Source organism: Synechococcus sp. BS55D, from assembly GCF_004332415.1.
GTDB lineage: Bacteria > Cyanobacteriota > Cyanobacteriia > PCC-6307 > Cyanobiaceae > Synechococcus_C.
In genome coordinates, this window is record NZ_PHQT01000003.1 from 364,846 (window position 1) to 381,502 (window position 16,657).

Consider the following 16,657-nt stretch of genomic DNA (forward strand, 5'->3'; position numbering starts at 1 on the left):
GCGAGGCTACGGCGTGGGGCTTACTTCGCCTCCATCCAATTCGCGCCCACGCCGGTTTCCACCAGGAGGGGCACGCTCAGCTGCAGGGCGTTTTCCATGGTCTGCACGACGAGGGTGCGCACGCTGTCCAGGGCCGAGGGATCCACCTCCAGCACCAGTTCATCGTGCACCTGCAGCAGCAGGCGTGCCGGTAGCCCTTGCTGGTCTAAAGCGGCCTGCAGCTCAATCATGGCCAGTTTGATGATGTCGGCGCTGGAGCCTTGAATCGGTGCGTTGGCGGCGGCGCGCAGCTGCTGCGCCTCCATGCCTCCCCGCCGTGCCACATCGAGATCGATGTCCAGTGGATCCTTGCCAAGCAGTCGGCCGAGTCCATTGCGATCGAAGTGGAAGGGCCGGCGCCGGCCCAGGATTGTCTCGACGTAGCCACGACTCAGCGCCAGACGCTCCTGGAGTTCCAGGAAGGCAAACACCTTCGGATAACGGTGCCGGTATTTGCTGAGGAACTCCTTGGCTTCCGCCTGGTTCACCCCGGTTTCCCGCGCGAACCGTTGGGCACCCATGCCGTAGATCACCCCGAAATTGATGGTCTTGCCCAGGCGGCGTTCATCGCTGCTCACCTCGGGTTTGTCGAGCAGCAGTCTGGCCGTAAGTGCATGCACGTCATCACCATCTCGGTAGGCCTGCTGCAGCACCTCCTCACCGGAGAGATGGGTAAGGATGCGGAGCTCGATTTGGGAGTAATCAGCACTCAGCAGCTTCCAGCCTTCTTGGGGCAGGAACGCCTTGCGGATTCGGCGGGAGAACTCCGTCCGCACGGGGATGTTTTGCAGGTTGGGATTGCTGCTGCTCAGCCTTCCTGTGGCGGTGACCGCCTGGTTGAAATCGGTGTGAACGCGTGCGGTTTCCGCTTCAACCAGCTGGGGCAGGGCATCCACGTAGGTGCTCTTGAGCTTGCTGAGCATCCGATGCTCCAGCACCAGGGGCACCACCGGATGATCGGCTTCCAGTTTCTCCAGTACGGATGCATCGGTGCTGAAGCCCGTTTTCGTGCGGCGCGATTTCTTGCGGTCGAGGCCGAGGGTCTCGAAGAGCAATTCGCCGAGCTGCTTTGGAGAGGCGAGGTTGAAGTCGACTCCCGCAGCTTGCTTCGCCTCCGCTTCCAGTCGTTCCAGGGTCTGGCCCATCTCGGAAGACAGCTCCGACAGGTAGGGGGTGTCGATACGGATTCCCGTGGCCTCCATCAGCGCCAGCACTGGCTCAAGGGGGAGTTCCACCCGCTCGAGCAGCTCGGTCAGCTGGGGACCCATCGCCTCCAGGCTGTGGCGCAGATCGATGGCCAGGCGTCGCGTGAGGTGCACGTCCATGCCGCAGTAAAGGGCCGCCTGATCGACGGGGACGTCCGCGAAGCAGCTGGCCTTCCCCTCCTTTGCCTTGCCCACCAGATCGCTGAACAGCGTGGGGCGGATGCCGTAGTCGCGCTCGGCCATCGCATCAAGGCCGTGCTTAGCCGCTGCATCACGCAGATAGTCCGCCAGCAGGGTGTCCATCACCACGCCGCCAAGGGGTAGGCCATGGCGCAACAGGATCAGACGGTCATATTTGGCGTTCTGGAGGGCCTTGGGATGCTCGGGGCTGGCCAGCCACGGTGCCAGTTGCTCGAGCACCGTTTCAAGCGGCAGCTGTTGGAGGCTGTTGGCACTCTCGGGGCTGTTGGCAATGTCGAGGCTGTTGGCAATGTCGAGGCCGGGTTCTGTCGGCGGGGTGTGTCCCACCGGGATGTAGGCCAGGTCGCTGAGTTCAGCTCCCCAGCAGACCCCGATCCCGACCAATTGGGCTTTAAACGGGTTCAGGTCACTGGTCTCGGTGTCGAGGGCCACCGGGGCCTGGGGGTCGCGGCAGGCCATCAGTCGCTCGATCAGGGCGCTGAGTTGTGCCGGGCTGGTGATCAGCTGGGGGGCTAGGACCGGGAGGCTGGCCTCGTCGACAGCCGCAGCCGTTTTGCTGTCGGGCACTGTGTCGACTGGGGGGCTGGAGTCAACGGAGGGTTTTGAGGAATGCTCCGTTGTCTCCAGCAGATGGCCATTCGCCGTCAGGCCGCCGCTTGAGAAGGTCGCTACGAAGGTGGGCACCTGGCGGATCAGGCTGTTGAGCTCGAGTTCTTTCAGGCGGGTGGTGAGAGTTTCGGCATCCACCGTGCCCAGATCGAGCTCAGGATCCTCTGGCAGGGGAATGTCCACAAGGATCTCCGCGAGTTTGCGCGAGAGGTAAGCGTTGTCGCGATCGGCGCTGAGCTTGCCCTTCAGGGCACCCTTGATGGCACCTCGGCTGGCTTTCGCCCCCTCGGCCTCCACTTCCTCCAGCACCCGGTAGACGCCATCGAGGTCGCCGTTTTCCTTGAGCAGATTGATGGCGGTCTTGGGGCCGACGCCCTTCACTCCGGGGATGTTGTCGGAGCTATCGCCTGTGAGGGCCTTCAGGTCCACCACGGAGGTGGGATGCACGCCCAGCTTCGCCTCCACGCCGGCTTCGTCGATCAACGTGGGGCCGCTGTTTTTGGCATAGGGGCCACCGCCCATGTAGAGCACTGCGATGTCGCGCTGGTCATCCACCAGCTGGAACAGGTCTCGGTCGCCGCTGAGGATTCGCACGCGCCAGCCATCGCCTGCGGCGCGATTCGCCAGGGTGCCGAGCACGTCATCGGCCTCGTAGCCCGGTGCCAGACAGAGGGGCAGACGCAGCTGTTCGCGCAGGATCACCTGCAGCTGCTCCAGATCCTGGAAGAACACGTCGGGGGCCACATCCCGGTGCGCCTTGTAGTTGGCGTCTGCCACATGGCGAAACGTGGGTTCAGCCGTGTCGAAGGCAATCGCCACGCCCGTGGGCTTTAACCCCTTGCAGTTGTCCAGGAGGGCTTTGAGGAAGCCGTAGGTGACGCTGGTGGGCAGTCCATCTTTGGTGGCAAGACCACCCTCACCACCCTTGGTGAAGGCGTAGAAGCTTCGGAAGGCCAGGGAATGGCCGTCCACCAGAAGCAGCAGTGGTCGATCCTTTCCCTCAGATGTCACGGTGGGCTCGGGCAGGGGCAAGAAGGGGCATTGTCGCCGTCAGTCGCGCTTTTTGGCCCAGGGGGGCAGATCGATGAACACCCTGGATCCCGGTTGCACGCCATTGAGGATGGCCGTTTGGCTGCCGCTGCTCGCACCGAGCTCTACCGCTTGAAATTGGGGCTGATCGTTTTTGCCGACCAGCAACACACCCGGCTTACCGTTCTCGGTCACGATGGCCACCGTGGGTACCAGGGTGCTGATCGCCGTGCGGCCAGTCTGGAAGTCCACATCTGCTGTCATCCCAATCCGCAGTTGGGGAGGTGGGTTGAGGAGATCCAGCTCCACTTCGAAGGAGATGACGTTGTCGAGTTTTTCGGCGCGAGGTGCAATGTCGCGCACCCGTGCGTTGAACCGCTGATCGGGGAATGCATCCACACGCACGATGGCGTCCTGGCCGATCCGGATGCGACCGATATCGCTTTCTGGCACCTTCGCGGCCACTTCGAGCCCCTGGGAGAGCTCAACGATTGAGGAGCTGGTCGCGCCGGCGGTTGCGGAGGCGGTTGTGGTGGGGGTGACGAAGGCGCCGGGCTCGGCATAACGCTGGGTGATCACGCCGCTGAAAGGGGCGCGGATCAGGAGCTCTCCACCCTCCACCTGGCGTTGTTGGATTCGTTCTCGTGCAGCAGCCAGGGCCGCCTTGCTGGAGAGGTAAGCCGCTCGGACATTGTCCACGTCCGCACGGCTGATGGAACCGCTGGCAAACAGCGATTGCTGGCGCTCATAGTCCGCGGCTTTGGCGTCGTAATCAGCCTTGGCCTGGCGTTCGAGGGCCATTAACTCGTCGAGCCGGTCGCGGTAGTCGCCGCTGTCCATGCGGGCGAGTACTTGGCCTTGTTTGACCGAGTCGCCTTCTTCCACGAAAAGCGCTTCCAGGCGCCCTTGCTGCTTGGGGCTCACATTCACGCGACGTACCGCCTCCAGTTCGCCACTGGCGGTGACCACCCCGGGTAACGAGCCCCTTTCGGCACTCACCGTGTAAGGCGTGAGGTTTCGGGTTCGGTTGCGGCCGGGACCCAGGGTCCAGATGCTGGCCCCACCGGCAATCAGCACCACCCCTGCGATCACGGCAACGGTGCGGCGTCGATGGCGTCGGAGGCCGCTGAGTGGGCTAAGAGAAGGCAAGCCCAGCTCCTGAGGTGAGGTGCGGGGCGGGCGGTTGGTGGTGGCCATGCCCCACAGACGACAGTGCGACCAGTCTCGCTGGCTGGCGGTCTTGCTGTGGTCTGCGCGCGTGTTGTTGGGATGACTGTTCTCTGAACAGCAGTGGTCCGCTGTGGGCCGCAGGTAGATTCCCGCCCATGCTTAAAGCCGGAATCGTCGGGCTGCCCAATGTCGGCAAGTCCACCCTGTTCAACGCATTGGTCGCCAATGCGCAGGCGCAGGCTGCCAATTTTCCCTTCTGCACGATCGAACCCAACGTGGGCACTGTTGCGGTGCCTGATCCACGCTTGCAGCAGCTGTCAGATCTGAGCAGCAGCAAGGAGTTGATTCCCACCCGGATGGAGTTCGTCGACATCGCCGGTTTGGTGAAGGGAGCCAGCCAGGGTGAGGGCCTGGGCAACAAGTTCCTCGCCAACATCCGCGAAGTGGACGCGATTGTGCATGTGGTCCGCTGTTTCGAGGATGACGATGTCATTCATGTATCGGGTTCCGTGGGGCCGGCCAGGGATGCGGAGGTGATCAACCTGGAGTTGGGGCTGGCTGATCTGTCCCAGATCGAGAAGCGCCGCGAACGGCTCAAGAAGCAGATGCGCACCAGTCAGGAGGCGCAGGTGGAAGACGCCGCTCTGGAACGGATCCAAGAGGTGCTCGAGCAGGGGGGAGCCGCCCGCAGCGTGCCTCTGAGCGATGAGGAGGCCGCCATGATCAAGCCCCTGGGTCTGCTCACCGCTAAGCCGATTATTTATGCCACCAATGTGAGTGAAGATGACCTTTCCGCGGGGAACAGTTTCTGCGAGGAGGTGGTGGCGTTGGCCCAGCAGGAGGGTGCGGAAACCGTACGCATCTCTGCCCAGGTGGAAGCCGAGCTGATTGAGCTCGGGGATGAGGAGCGCAGCGATTACCTCGAAGGGCTCGGAGTGAGCGAAGGCGGCTTGCAGAGCCTGATCCGGGCCACCTACCGATTGCTGGGTCTGCGCACCTACTTCACGACGGGTGAGAAGGAGACCCGTGCCTGGACCTTCCGTGCGGGCATGACCGCTCCCCAGGCCGCCGGGGTGATCCACACCGACTTCGAGCGGGGCTTCATTCGGGCTCAGACGATTGGCTGGGAGAAGCTGCTGGAGGCCGGTTCGCTGGCTGAAGCCCGCAACAAGGGCTGGCTACGGAGTGAAGGCAAGGACTATGTGGTGGCGGAAGGGGATGTGATGGAGTTCCTGTTCAATGTCTGAACCCCTAGCGCTTCACCGGGTCTCCCTGCCGATTGCCTCATAGGGCGTCGATCGCCTGCATCGCCGGCACGAAGTCTTTGCTGTTCTGATCAAAGTCATCGCAGCTTTTGTTCATGGCGTCGGTGGTGAGGGCCACCACGCGCAGAGCCTGAGGGGAGCGGAGCCAGTCGGCCTGTGACTGCCAACCGTTGTTGGCGATGCCGCTGCTGATGATGCGCTGGGCGCGTTCGGCGCTGTAGCCGGCATGGCGCTCCTTGCAACCCGCATAGGCGGCCAGGCCTACCAGGGCTTTGCGGATCTCCTGGCGACTCTCGCCAGCAAAGACTGCGGACGAAAGCGGGGCGGCCAGCGTCAGGCTGAGGCCTGCGGCGCTGAGCAGCCCCTGGCAGCGTCGAATGGCCATGACGTGCGTCCTCATTGAGACATGACTGGCGAAACTGTATGGAGCCCTGTGGCTCATTTGGCATGTCTGTTGACGCGATCGGTTATCTGGCGGCGCTGCTCACCACCTTCAGTTTTTTTCCGCAGGCGCTCAAAACCTTGCGCAGTCAGGACACTCGCTCGATCTCTCTGTCGATGTACGGCCTGTTCACCCTTGGGCTGGCCACCTGGGCGCTCTTCGGGCTGCTGACGGGCAATGGGCCGGTGATCGCTGCCAATTTGGTCACCCTGGTGCCAGCGGTCTTTGTGCTGCAAGCCAAGTTGCGCCATCGCTTTCAGCGTGGCTCGTCGTCTTCGGTGATTCAGTAGACGGCGCTGAACGGCTCTCCCTCAGCAATTCGGAGGCCTAAGTCTTCACGCCATTGCTGAAGGGGTTTGTCCCAGCCTTCCTCCCATTTCTGGGCCACCAGAGGGGCTGCCTCGAGGCCGATGCGGCTGCCATGGGCGATCGCCCTGCTGATGCTTTCCAGCTCCTTGGGCTGGAGGCGGAAGGCTCGGAAGCCCGAAAGCAGGTTGAGAAGCACGAAGGCCGGGAAGCCGATCTGGGTGGCGGTGATCGCCAGAACCCCGGATTCGCCTGCAGCTTCCGTGTTGAAACCTGCCACCACGTGATGCAGATCGTGGGTGGTCGCGATCCGCTGAGTCAGCCAGAGCGCTTCTGTGCTCGTGTCCCGTGGTCGGAAGAACTCCGGGTCGTAGTTGAGCCGCCGGATCATGCCGGCATAGGCGCGGCCAAGACTGCCTTCCGGCAACCGCTCCAGGGCGTCCACGTCCGGCTGGAAGGGTGGGTAGCGCTGTTCGAGGAGCTCGCGACCGCCCGGCAGGGCCCTGAAGCGTTCGATGCAGAGCTCCATCGCTTGGCTGTCGATGAAGTTGTCGACCAGATCAGCGACGCTGTCCAGCCCCCCATCCGTCCGGGCCAGCTCCCGAAGGATGGTCATGTTGCGAACGGAGCGCAGCAGTTCCCGGGCTTTGCTCATCGGTCTCCAGGGGCAGAGGAATCGCCGCCAGACCCGCTGTATAGCGCGGCCTGACGCTTTTGAGCAGCGGGGTGCTGCAGATGCAGATCAGGGCCATGAGGAGCCAGAGCACCAGGCCGTGCCCCTGGGAGTCGAGCAGGGTGCCGGCGATGAGAGGGGCACCGGTGGCGCTGATCGCGAAGCACTGGGAGAAGAGGGCCATCGCCAGGCCGCGATGCTGCAATGGCGTTTCTTCAACCATTGCTTCGGCCGCTGTCGGCAGAAAGGCTGCTTCAGCGAAGGCGACGGGAAGCACCGCCAGGGGGATCAGGCTGACGCCACCGCTCCATAGCGCGGAGCCAGCCAGCAGTAAGCAGCCCACCGCAAAGCTCACGAGGCCAAGGCCCAGCCCGAAACGGAGGCTGTGGCGCGCCACCCAGTTGCCGACCGGCCACTGCAGCACCACCAGCAGGCTCAGCTGAAGGGCAATCAATCCGCCGCTCCAGGCTTCGCTCAGGGCGGGGCGCTCCAGCCCACCGCGCACCAGGTCGAGGGGCAGAGCGCTTTGCATCAGGGCGATCATGCCTGTGGCCACGATGCTCAAGGCCAGCACCGGCAGAAGAGGCAGAAGCCAGCGTCCACCGGCGCTGGCGGCCGGCTCCTTGAGGAGAGGCTTCTCGGCGCCCTGGGGATGCAGCAGGGCATCACGACCATCGGGGAGAGGCTTCCAGGCCAGCAGGGTCAGCATCGCCAGCACCGCGGCCGCTTCCACCAGAAAGACACCTCGGATCAGGCCCAGGCCGGCAAGCACTGCTCCCGTCAGGGCACCCATCGCCACCCCGAGGGCGTCAGCACTGCGGGCCAGGGCGTAGCCCCGGCTGGAGGGGAAGGGTCCTGTGCTGAGGGGGACGGCCAGTTCGATCGCCGGGAAGTAGAACCCCGCGGCTACGCCGATCAACAGCTGGCCACTCAAATAGCCCTCAAATCCATGGGCCTGCAGCAATACCAGATCGGCGATCAGGGCCAGCACTGCTGCGGCCCTCACCGGCCAGGAGCAGCTCAGCCCTCGGTCGAGCATGAGTCCGCTGAGGAGTCTGGCCACGGTTCCGATCAGGGCGGAAGCCGCAAGCCCCTGTCCCACCTGGCTGGCCGAGAGGTCCACCTGGTGAAAAATGATCGGTGTCATGTAGATCACGCCACCAGCCCCGAGCGAGGCGATCCAGCGAATCACTGCCAGTTCCTGCAGTGCTGCGGGAAACTGGTGCCACCAGTTCAAGGGCCTTGGCCTTGCGACGACGCTCAACAGAACGATTTCCTCAACAGTGGTTGGGCGTTGGACTGCTGGCCAGTCTGCTGCTTTCCCCGACGTTCCTGCGTCCGCTCCGCGCCGCGGAGCAGCTGCAAGTGCAGCTCGACGGTCTGTCGATTCCCGTTCAGATCACTGATCTGGTGGCCTGGGTGCGGGCTGACGGGCGCAGTACGAGTGAACTGGCGATCTGGCTGAACCTGCTGGAGCCTGAGAGCCGTGAAGGCGTTCTGGCCCTGCTGAAGGCCCCCTTGATCAATGACCGGAGCATGGCCCGTCAGATGCTCGGCAGTTGGGCCGGCCGTCGCCTGCTCGATGAAGTGGCCGACATCGTGCGTGTTGATGAGGACAGCCAGGGCATCACCGTCCTGACGACTCTGGAGATGCTCCTGGAGCGTCAGGAGCAGGTCAGCAGTCTTGATCTGCTTGAGGCGCTGCCCGCCGAGCGGGTGCGGCTTGACCTCGATGCTCTGCTGCAGGTGGCGAGCCATTGGCGTCAGCAGCTGGAGCGTCAGCAGCAGCTCGTGCGACGTCTCTCCAGCGAGTCTGTGGAGCAGGCCGAAGAGCGAGCCAGCGGCGTCGGAACGATCGACGGGGGCAGTGCCGTGGCGGCTGGCCAGGCTCTCGATCCCGAACGCCAGCTGCTCACGGTGCCCCACCGCTCCCGTCCGCTCAGGTTGCAGATCTGGCCTGCCAGTCCTGGTGCGCCCCAACGACAGTCCTGGTTGGTGTGGATGCCGGGGTTGGGTGGCAGCCCTGACCATTTCCGTTGGCTCGGCCGTGATCTCAGTGCCCGTGGCTGGCCAGTGCTGGTGCTGGAGCATCCCGGCAGCGACGCCGACGCCGTGCAGGCGCTGCTCGATGGCCGTCGTTCTCCACCGGGCGCTGAGGTGTTGCCGGATCGGCTCCGGGACCTCGAGGCCGTGCTCAGGGCACGCCGGGAGGGGGGCCTTCAGTTGCCCGGTCAGCAGTTGGTCCTCGGTGGTCACTCCCTTGGTGCCCTCACCGCCCTGCTGGCTGCCGGGGCGCAACCCCAACCAGGGTTGCAGCGCCGTTGTGCCGTGGCCCTGGATGGTTTGCCCCTTGGCAATCTTTCCCGTCTGCTCCAGTGCCAAGTGGAGGATGTGCGTCTCCCCCAGCTGACCCCTCCCAGGGAGCTGGTGGGGGTGATCGGCATGAACAGTTTCGGGAGTCTGCTCTGGCCCCGGGATCGCCCCATTGATGTGGCGGTGCCTGTGCTGTTTACCGGGGGCACCCTCGATCTGATTACCCCTCCCCAGAGCGAGCAGCTGGGGTTGATGCTCGCCGTGTCTCCCCACCCCGCTAGTCGCGCTGTGCTCGTGCAGGGAGCGAGCCACTTCTCACCGGTGCGGGTGGAGGGTCAGGCTGGAGGTGGCCGGGGTGAGGATTTGTTCCAGCTCGGGGAAGAGCTGGTGGGGGTGCAGCCGCTTCAGGTGCAGGTCCTTCTGGAAGCGGAGATCATCAGCTTTCTCGATCAGCTGGAGGGACCAGCGATGCCCTCAGCGCCGCCAGCAGAGTCCAGGGTCCTGCATCGCCGGATTGGTGAGCTGCATCTGCATCGACTCGATCGCGGTGGTGCAGCCCGTTTGCTCGCTCAGTAGCGAACCCTCGGATCCAGCAGCGCCACCAGGAGGTCCACCAGCACGCTCACCATCACCACCAGGGCAGCCACGACCACCACAATCCCTTGCACCACCGGGTAATCGCGCTGGTTGATGCTCTCCTGCAAACGCAGGGCGATCCCCGGCCAAGAGAAGGTCACTTCGATCAGCAGGGCGCCACCGATCAGGGAGGCCACGGTGATTCCGGCGATGGTGAGGACGGGCAAGAGGGCATTGGGCAGGGCGTGCCGCAGCACCACCTGTGCTTCGCTCAGCCCGCGACTGCGGGCCGCTTCCACGTAATCGGAGCCAAGGGCACGGCGCAGGTTCAGGCGCAGGGCGTTGGTGAACACGCCACTGAGCAGCAACCCCAGGGTGCAGGCGGGTAACACCAGGTGGCGCAGGGAGCCCTGCAGCGCTGCCCAATTGCCACTGATGAGACTGTCGAGGATCAGAAAACCGCTGCCGCTCGGTGGCACAAGGCTGGGGGGGAAGCGGCCGCCCACCGGCAGCCAGCCCAGGATCACGGCAAACAGCAGCTGCACCAGCATCGCCACCCAGAAGGGTGGCAGTGCATAGGTGCCTATCCCGTAAAAGCGTCCGGCGAGATCGAGCTTCCCCTCGGGGCGGGCAATGCCGCTGAAGCCCACGGCCAGGCCGCTCACGGCCGCGATCAGTAGGGCGGTGAGACTGAGTTCCAGGCTGGCGGGCAGCGCCTTGGCAATGATCTGCCCTACTGGTTCCTGGTTGATCAGTGCCTGGCCTAGGTCGCCGTGGAGGAGACCTTGAAGAAAGTCGAGGTATTGATGGCTGAGGGGTAGGTCGAGCCCCAAGCGTTGGCGGAGCAAGGCCTTGGCTGCTGCTGGGGCTCGACTGCCGAGCACAGCATCGACAGGATCGCCAGGGGCAACCCGCAGCAGCAGAAACACCAGACTGGCGATCAGCCAGAGCATGAGAGGCGCCAGAGCCAGGCGTGTGGCGCAGTAGCGCAGTAGCTCACGACCCCGTGCCATCAGAGTCCCCTCGCCTGAGCGGAGTGCTTCTTGAGTTTGGAGAGCTGTAGCAATCCGCTTCCATCGAACCGGGGTCTGTCTAGATCGGTCTGGGCCCAGGCCTTTGGCGTCACCAGCCAAACGGGTAGGTAGGCCGCTCCCTGAGCAGCCATGGCATCCACCCGTGCCAGTTGTTGCAGACGCTGCTGGCCCAGGAGACTGTCGCTACGACGCAGGGCCAGCTCGAGGCCAGGGCGGGTCCAGAAGCTGCCGCTGCTCACGGCCTCGCCTGCTTCGCAAAGCGAGCCCTGCGACTTGTTGCAGCTGAGCAGGGGCACCAGGAACGCCTCCGGGTCGGGGTAGGTGCCTCCCCAGTCGAGCATCACCGCTTTGAACGCCCCCTCGCCGAGCTGACGGTAGACCGTGGTCGACTCCACGCCCTCCAGGTTGAGCTTGATGCAGTCCTGCAGATCCCGCCTCAGCTGGGCCTGCCAGGTGAGGGCCATCAGCCGGTCGGAGGGCACATTCGAGCGGTAGGTGAAGGGCACGTTGAGGGGCTTGCCCTGGCAGTAGCCAGCCTGTTGCAGCAAACGGCGTGCGGTCGCCGGGGCATAGGTGGGCCAGGGTTCGCTTGCGCCCCCTCGAAGGGCCGGAGGAATCAGAGAGCGGAGGGGCTGGCGTTGTCCGTGGCTCACCCTGCGACTGATTAGGTCCCGATCGAGGCTGTGGGCGAGAGCCCTGCGTACCAGCTGGTTTTGCAGCGGTGGGGCATTGCTGAGCAGAGTGACGTAGCCGATGGTCAGAGCGGGGCCGCTGCTCTCCAGCAGCAGTCCCTGTTTGGCGCGCCGATCGAGGGCCAAACGCTGGTCTTCATCGATGGAATCGGAAAGCAGCACATCCACTTCGCCACTGCGCAGGGCCCCGAACAGAGCCGTGGAATTGCTGAGGTTGACCAGGTCAAGTCCGCCATTGCTAGGTGCCTCGCCCCAATACTCAGGAAAGGGCGTGAGGCGCTGCTGAGTGGCGTTGAATCGAGTGAGTTTGTAGGGGCCCGTGCCGATGAAGCGGTCATTGAGAAAGCGATCGCGATGGTCGGCGTATGCCTTCGGGGAGACCGGCGTCAGGTAAGGGGAGGTGAGCAGGCTTTCTAGAGAGCTCGAGGGACGGCTCAGCCGCAATCTGAGCAGAAAGGGGGTTGGCGTTTCGATGCTCTCGATCCGATCCCCCACCACATAGCTCTGGGTGCCGATGCGCAGAAAACGACGCAGGCTGAAGGCCATGGCATCGGCATCGAAGCGGCTGCCGTCGTGGAACAACACATCTCGGCGGAGCGGGATCTCCACCGTGCGCCCCCCATCGCTGAGCTGGGGTTGGGCTGAAGCCAGCTGGGGGGTCAGCGTCCCGTTCTCTGAGCGGCGGTAGAGAGTGTCACCGAGGGCGCTGAGCAGTTGGAGGGTGCCCGTGGTGCTTGCCTGGGCTGGGTCGAGGGACACGATGCGTCCTGCGCTCGCCACCGTCAGTCGATCACTGCTGCGTTGCTGCTGGCAGGCCAGCTGGCTGCTGCCAAGGACGAGCAGCAGGGACGCAGCCATCCAGCCGGAGCGGGAAGGGCGGCACGGCTGCTGCACGGCGATTGATCTTCAGCTGCCAGCCATTCAAGGGCGCCGAGCCTGGCTGTGGGGCAGAGCCGGCTCGGGACGGGTGATCTGTTGCAGGGAAATTTCGAAGACGCCAGAGCCACCCTTGGGTTGGAGGGGCCAGCGGCGGACCCAGCAGCGGTTGTGGTCTCCGTCGATGCTGATGACCTGGAAGAGATCGTTGGTGTTGTCGATCCGAATGCAGTCACCCTGGTGAAGATCCATGGTGGAGTGCGACGCGTTCGCGATGCAGCGTTGCCCCGGGGCGTGGATCAATTCGTTCGGCATGAACCGGATGAAGCACAGATCGGCAAATGCAGACCTGTCCTGTGATGGTTCTTACGACTCTGCCCCATGCAGGGGGGTGACTGCCAGTGTCGGCGGCAACGGTCAGGGATCGCTCAGAGACAGCCCAGGTGGGCGGCGATCCCCCGGATCTCCGGTCGTGCCGTGATCGCGGCAAGGGCCTTGTCGAGGTTGCCGTTGCTCACTTCGTGGGTAATCACAACGATCTCGGCGCCTGCATCGCTGGCATCGAATTGCACGATCGATTGGATGGAAACACCGTGATCGCCGAAGCTTGTGCCGATTTGGCCAATCACCCCAGGGGTGTCGTCGGTGTGGAAACGCAGATAATTGCGTTGCCGGATTGCGCTGCTCTCCACCAGGTGGCAGGCGCGCCAGCTGCTGGCAGCCAGCAAAGGATCGAGCTGGCCATCGGTGTCGTTGAGCTGTTGGATGCCGGCGATGTTGAGGATGTCGGCCACCACGGCGGAGGCGGTGGGGCCGGCGCCGGCTCCGGGGCCGTAGAACATCACGCGCCCGATTGGATCCCCCTCCACGAGGATGGCGTTATTGACGCCGTGCACCCCGGCCAGGGGGTGATCCAGGGGGACCAGGGTTGGCTGCACCCGAACGGCTAGCGGGAGAGAGGGGCCTCCATCACGGTCTGCGTTGTCAGTGTCTGTGTTGTCAGCGCGCTCGGCAACGGCCAGGAGTTTGACGCCGTAGTCGAGCTGGGTGGCGTAGTCCACGTCGCGACTCTGCAGGCTGCTGATGCCATCGGTGGGGATTCCGCCACGGGGGATCGGACCGCCGAAGGCCAGGCCAGCCAGGATTGCGATCTTGTCGGCGGCATCCAGGCCATCCACGTCGGCAGCCGGGTCGGCTTCGGCGTAGCCGAGCTCCTGGGCATCGCGAAGCACGGCGTCGTAGTCGGCCCCCTCCTGGGCCATGCGGCTGAGGATGTAATTGGTGGTGCCATTGATGATGCCGCTCACCCTCTGAATGCGGTTGCCGCCCAGGGATTGCTTGAGCGGTTCGATGATCGGAATGCCGCCGCCCACGGCTGCTTCGATCAGCACGTAGACCCCTGCCGAGGCTGCTGCTGCTGCGATCTCCTCGCCGTGACGTGCGATCACGGCCTTGTTGGCGGTGACCACCGACTTGCCGGCAGCGATCGCTCGCATGATCAGGGTGCGGGCCGGTTCAATCCCACCCATGACCTCCACCACCACGTGGACATTGGGGTCGTCGACCACCGCCTCGGGGTTGGTGGTCAGGCAATCGGCTGGTAGCTCCACGGGGCGTGGGCGATTGAGGTCGCGCACGGCCACGCGCACAAGGTCAAGGTCAGCGACCAGTGGATGGCGACCATCAGGGGTCTGCAGGATCTCGGCTACGCCGCCACCCACGGTGCCCAGGCCCAACAGGCCAATGCCGATCCTTGTCGCCATGGGGATGTGTCCGATCCGTGGTTCGATCCAACGACTCTATGAAGTGGAGGGGTCGCTCCCTGTCTCGAGCTGTCGTGCTTGGGCCTGCATCATGCGCAGGATGTTGAGGAAGCCGTTGGCCCTGGATGGGGTGAGGCTGGCCTGGAGTCCCGTGGCGGCGATGAAGGCTGGATCGACCGCCTGCACCTGCTGCGGGGTGAGGCCGCTGAGTCCCTGAATCAGGAGGGCGAGCAATCCCTTGGTGATCAGGGCATCGGAAGCCCCCTGCCAGAGGACGCGTCCGTCATCAAGCTGGGCATCGATGAACACCTGGGAGACGCAGCCCTGCACCTTGCGGTCGTCGGTTTGTAGCTCCGGGGGCATGTCTGGCAGTTTTTTGGCGAGCCACAGCACGTATTCGTAACGTTTCCGTGGGTCTGGCGTGCCACTTAGTCGTTCTGCCAGTTTGTCCAGGCTTGCGCTGCCGTATCGGCTTTCGCTGCCCTCCTTCCCGTTCATGCCTTATGAGCTGCGGCGTGAGCGACGCACACTAACGACCAAGCCGGCGCTACCCAGTAGGGCCGTGATGCCAGCCCACTGGAACAGTGCCTGGTGCCCATGGGGCTGTTCGCTCACCTGATCCAGCTGCACCTGGCCATTGCGGACCGGCAGTTCGAGGTAGTCGCGGTGGCCAGGGCCGCCATCCACCTGCAGGTCCACCCGGCCATTCCGCAGATCGGGGGGGAGGGTCAACGCCAGGCGTCCGTCCTCCCCCATCCGGCCCAGTTCCTGTCCAGGGCTGCCATCAGCCTTCAGCAGCCGCACGACGGCATCCTTGGCAGGCTCACCGCTCGAAAAACTGCTGCTCAGTTCGAGTGATCCGTTCAGATAGTGCAGGCTGCTTTCAATCGCGTGGGCCGCGGCCTGGCGAGGCACAGCCACATTCGCAGCGGCCAGTCCGAGGGCCAGAAGCGGGCTGATGCGCAGCAGGGAGGCCATGAATCGCGGTTAAGGAGGCCCCCATCCTGTGGGATCCAGCAGCCCTTGGCTAGCCGTGCCTAGCGACCGGAGGACCAACGCCTGGCCACGTTGGCCTTTGGTGTCTGAACCATCGAACCCATTGCCTGCAGCATCATCTCCAGCGCCTGACTCCCTTCGCGACGGCCGGCCAGCTCACGGGCAATCACCTGCTGCGCGAGGGTCGGTGCCTCCAGACCATGCTGCTGCAGTCTCTGGGCAGGGCTGATCGGGCTGGCCTGAGACACAACGGATGCATGCACTGCGCACATCCTGTCAAACAGGATCGGCACTGACCGAATCAGGGTGCCTCTGCTCAACAGCTTGTAAGGAGCCTGCAGCCGCTTTCGCAGACCCAGCCATCAAAGGGCTGATCCCAGGTCTCTCGTGGCAGTGGCTGTTCGTGGACGCAGGCCTCAGGGAGCACCACCAAGGCAGGAATCGCTCCCCAGTCGGCCTGGGCGCGCAGCCGGTCGTAGTACCCGCCGCCATAGCCCAGGCGGGTGCCCGCTTCATCGATCGCCAGGGCGGGAACGAGCAGCAGGCTCAGCTGCTGCGCCTCTAGAGCAGTCGTTCCGACCGGGGCAGGGATGCCGCAACCGTCGCGTACCAGGGGGCCGCTCTCCCAGCGGCGATACTCCAAGCGTCCTTGGCCATCGGCGTGGGGCAGCGCGGCCGCGCGACTCAGACAGAACCGCAGCGGCCGTAGGTCCACCTCCCCCTCCAGGGGCCAGAAGAGCCCCACCGCTCCAGGAAGGAGTCCCAGATGCTCGCGGCGTTCGATCTCCCGTTGCACCTGTTGGCGGATCCGCTCCTCGAGATCGCCCTGCTGGGTCAGGGCAGCGCGCCGCAGTCCCCGCAGTTGCTGGCGCAGCGCTGCTTTGTCTTCAGCCGCAGTTCTCCCGTTCATGGCAGCAGCTCCAGCGACCGATCTGGGGCCGATGCCTCGAACCCGCCTTGGTCAGGGTTGTTGCTCATTGCTGGAACCAACCGGTGAGCGCCACCGCCAGGGCATCGGCGGCATCGTCGGGCCGCGGCGGCTCGCTCAGATCGAGTTCGCGCATCACCGCCTCGAGCACTTCATCCTTGTCTGCATGGCCATGACCGGTGAGGGCCTGCTTGATCTGCATCGGCGGAAACTCCACAGCCGGAATCCGGAAGCGGGCCAGAGTCATCATCAAGACCCCGCGGGCTTGCACCACCGAAATCGTGGTGCTGGAGCGGTAGAAAAAAAACTTCTCCACGGCTGCCAGATCCGGTTTCCAGCTGCGGATCAGCAGGCGCAGGTCATGGGCGATCTCCACCATGCGCTCGCCTTCGGAGCGACCTGGATCGGTGCGGATCATGCCGCAGTCGAGCATGCGCTGCTGACCCGGCACCTGGCCTGAGCGGGCCGTGACCTCGATCAGGCCATAACCCACTCGGGCGAGGCCTGGATCAAGACCGAGGATCCGCATCGGTCGGACGG

General features: G+C 64.4%; 17 protein-coding genes. 4 read left to right on the plus strand and 13 right to left on the minus strand.

Going from position 1 to position 16,657, the window contains the following annotated elements; translation table 11 throughout:
- Positions 1-20: 20 nt before the first annotated feature.
- Both polA and CWE16_RS08920 read right to left on the minus strand, forming a co-directional pair.
- On the minus strand, positions 21-3,065 hold the full coding sequence (gene polA, locus CWE16_RS08915) for a DNA polymerase I (RefSeq protein WP_131594737.1): 3,045 nt from the start codon (positions 3,063-3,065) through the stop codon (positions 21-23).
- A gap of 39 nt (positions 3,066-3,104) precedes the next feature.
- Positions 3,105-4,280 (minus strand): efflux RND transporter periplasmic adaptor subunit, encoded by a 1,176-nt coding sequence (locus CWE16_RS08920; protein ID WP_131594739.1) that lies wholly within the window; start codon positions 4,278-4,280, stop codon positions 3,105-3,107.
- Between the two features lie 128 nt (positions 4,281-4,408).
- Between CWE16_RS08920 and ychF the strand changes: the two genes are divergently transcribed.
- Positions 4,409-5,500 carry a redox-regulated ATPase YchF gene (gene ychF, locus CWE16_RS08925; protein WP_131594741.1) on the plus strand — a complete coding sequence of 364 codons (1,092 nt, stop codon included), beginning with the start codon at positions 4,409-4,411 and terminating at the stop codon, positions 5,498-5,500.
- A 37-nt stretch (positions 5,501-5,537) separates the two neighbouring features.
- Here ychF and CWE16_RS08930 read toward each other — a convergent pair whose 3' ends face one another.
- Positions 5,538-5,903 carry a hypothetical protein gene (locus CWE16_RS08930; protein ID WP_236629660.1) on the minus strand — a complete coding sequence of 122 codons (366 nt, stop codon included), beginning with the start codon at positions 5,901-5,903 and terminating at the stop codon, positions 5,538-5,540.
- A 62-nt stretch (positions 5,904-5,965) separates the two neighbouring features.
- Between CWE16_RS08930 and CWE16_RS08935 the strand changes: the two genes are divergently transcribed.
- Positions 5,966-6,250, plus strand: a complete 285-nt coding sequence (locus CWE16_RS08935; RefSeq protein ID WP_131594743.1) for a SemiSWEET family sugar transporter — start codon at positions 5,966-5,968, stop codon at positions 6,248-6,250.
- Here CWE16_RS08935 and CWE16_RS08940 read toward each other — a convergent pair.
- Together CWE16_RS08940 and CWE16_RS08945 are read right to left on the minus strand one after the other, a co-directional pair.
- Complete coding sequence (locus CWE16_RS08940) at positions 6,244-6,921, minus strand: Coq4 family protein (RefSeq protein ID WP_201737982.1); 678 nt, start codon at positions 6,919-6,921, stop codon at positions 6,244-6,246. The genes CWE16_RS08935 and CWE16_RS08940 overlap by 7 nt on opposite strands.
- Positions 6,827-8,086 (minus strand): MFS transporter, encoded by a 1,260-nt coding sequence (locus tag CWE16_RS08945; RefSeq protein WP_236629667.1) that lies wholly within the window; start codon positions 8,084-8,086, stop codon positions 6,827-6,829. The genes CWE16_RS08940 and CWE16_RS08945 overlap by 95 nt, the downstream gene beginning before the upstream one ends.
- Before the next feature lie 140 nt (positions 8,087-8,226).
- On the opposite strand from CWE16_RS08945, the gene CWE16_RS08950 reads away from it, so the two are divergent.
- Positions 8,227-9,828, plus strand: coding sequence for an alpha/beta hydrolase (locus CWE16_RS08950; RefSeq protein ID WP_236629661.1), 1,602 nt, complete (start codon positions 8,227-8,229; stop codon positions 9,826-9,828).
- Here the strand turns inward: CWE16_RS08950 and CWE16_RS08955 are convergent.
- The gene (locus CWE16_RS08955) at positions 9,822-10,841 is read right to left on the minus strand and encodes an ABC transporter permease (protein WP_131594745.1); all 1,020 of its coding nucleotides are present in this window, start codon (positions 10,839-10,841) and stop codon (positions 9,822-9,824) included. The genes CWE16_RS08950 and CWE16_RS08955 overlap by 7 nt on opposite strands.
- Positions 10,841-12,412, minus strand: coding sequence for an ABC transporter substrate-binding protein (locus CWE16_RS08960; protein ID WP_131594747.1), 1,572 nt, complete (start codon positions 12,410-12,412; stop codon positions 10,841-10,843). Before CWE16_RS08960 ends, CWE16_RS08955 begins: the two co-directional genes overlap by 1 nt.
- A gap of 84 nt (positions 12,413-12,496) precedes the next feature.
- Here CWE16_RS08960 and CWE16_RS12420 point away from each other — a divergent pair, with 84 nt between their 5' ends.
- Positions 12,497-12,790 (plus strand): hypothetical protein, encoded by a 294-nt coding sequence (locus CWE16_RS12420; RefSeq protein ID WP_161567582.1) that lies wholly within the window; start codon positions 12,497-12,499, stop codon positions 12,788-12,790.
- Positions 12,791-12,858: 68 nt separating this feature from the next.
- On the opposite strand, the gene CWE16_RS08970 is transcribed toward CWE16_RS12420, so the two are convergent.
- The 6 genes from CWE16_RS08970 to ruvC all read right to left on the minus strand — a co-directional run bounded on the left by CWE16_RS08970 (position 12,859) and on the right by ruvC (position 16,646).
- Positions 12,859-14,193, minus strand: coding sequence for a homoserine dehydrogenase (locus CWE16_RS08970; RefSeq protein ID WP_131594752.1), 1,335 nt, complete (start codon positions 14,191-14,193; stop codon positions 12,859-12,861).
- Positions 14,194-14,229: 36 nt separating this feature from the next.
- The gene (locus CWE16_RS08975; RefSeq protein WP_131594754.1) at positions 14,230-14,691 is read right to left on the minus strand and encodes a SufE family protein; all 462 of its coding nucleotides are present in this window, start codon (positions 14,689-14,691) and stop codon (positions 14,230-14,232) included.
- A 3-nt stretch (positions 14,692-14,694) separates the two neighbouring features.
- Complete coding sequence (locus CWE16_RS08980; protein ID WP_201737983.1) at positions 14,695-15,171, minus strand: hypothetical protein; 477 nt, start codon at positions 15,169-15,171, stop codon at positions 14,695-14,697.
- A gap of 59 nt (positions 15,172-15,230) precedes the next feature.
- Positions 15,231-15,437 (minus strand): hypothetical protein, encoded by a 207-nt coding sequence (locus CWE16_RS08985; RefSeq protein WP_131594756.1) that lies wholly within the window; start codon positions 15,435-15,437, stop codon positions 15,231-15,233.
- Positions 15,438-15,505: 68 nt separating this feature from the next.
- Positions 15,506-16,099, minus strand: a complete 594-nt coding sequence (locus CWE16_RS08990) for a 5-formyltetrahydrofolate cyclo-ligase (protein WP_131594758.1) — start codon at positions 16,097-16,099, stop codon at positions 15,506-15,508.
- Between the two features lie 64 nt (positions 16,100-16,163).
- Complete coding sequence (gene ruvC / locus CWE16_RS08995; protein ID WP_131454394.1) at positions 16,164-16,646, minus strand: crossover junction endodeoxyribonuclease RuvC; 483 nt, start codon at positions 16,644-16,646, stop codon at positions 16,164-16,166.
- Positions 16,647-16,657: the final 11 nt, after the last annotated feature.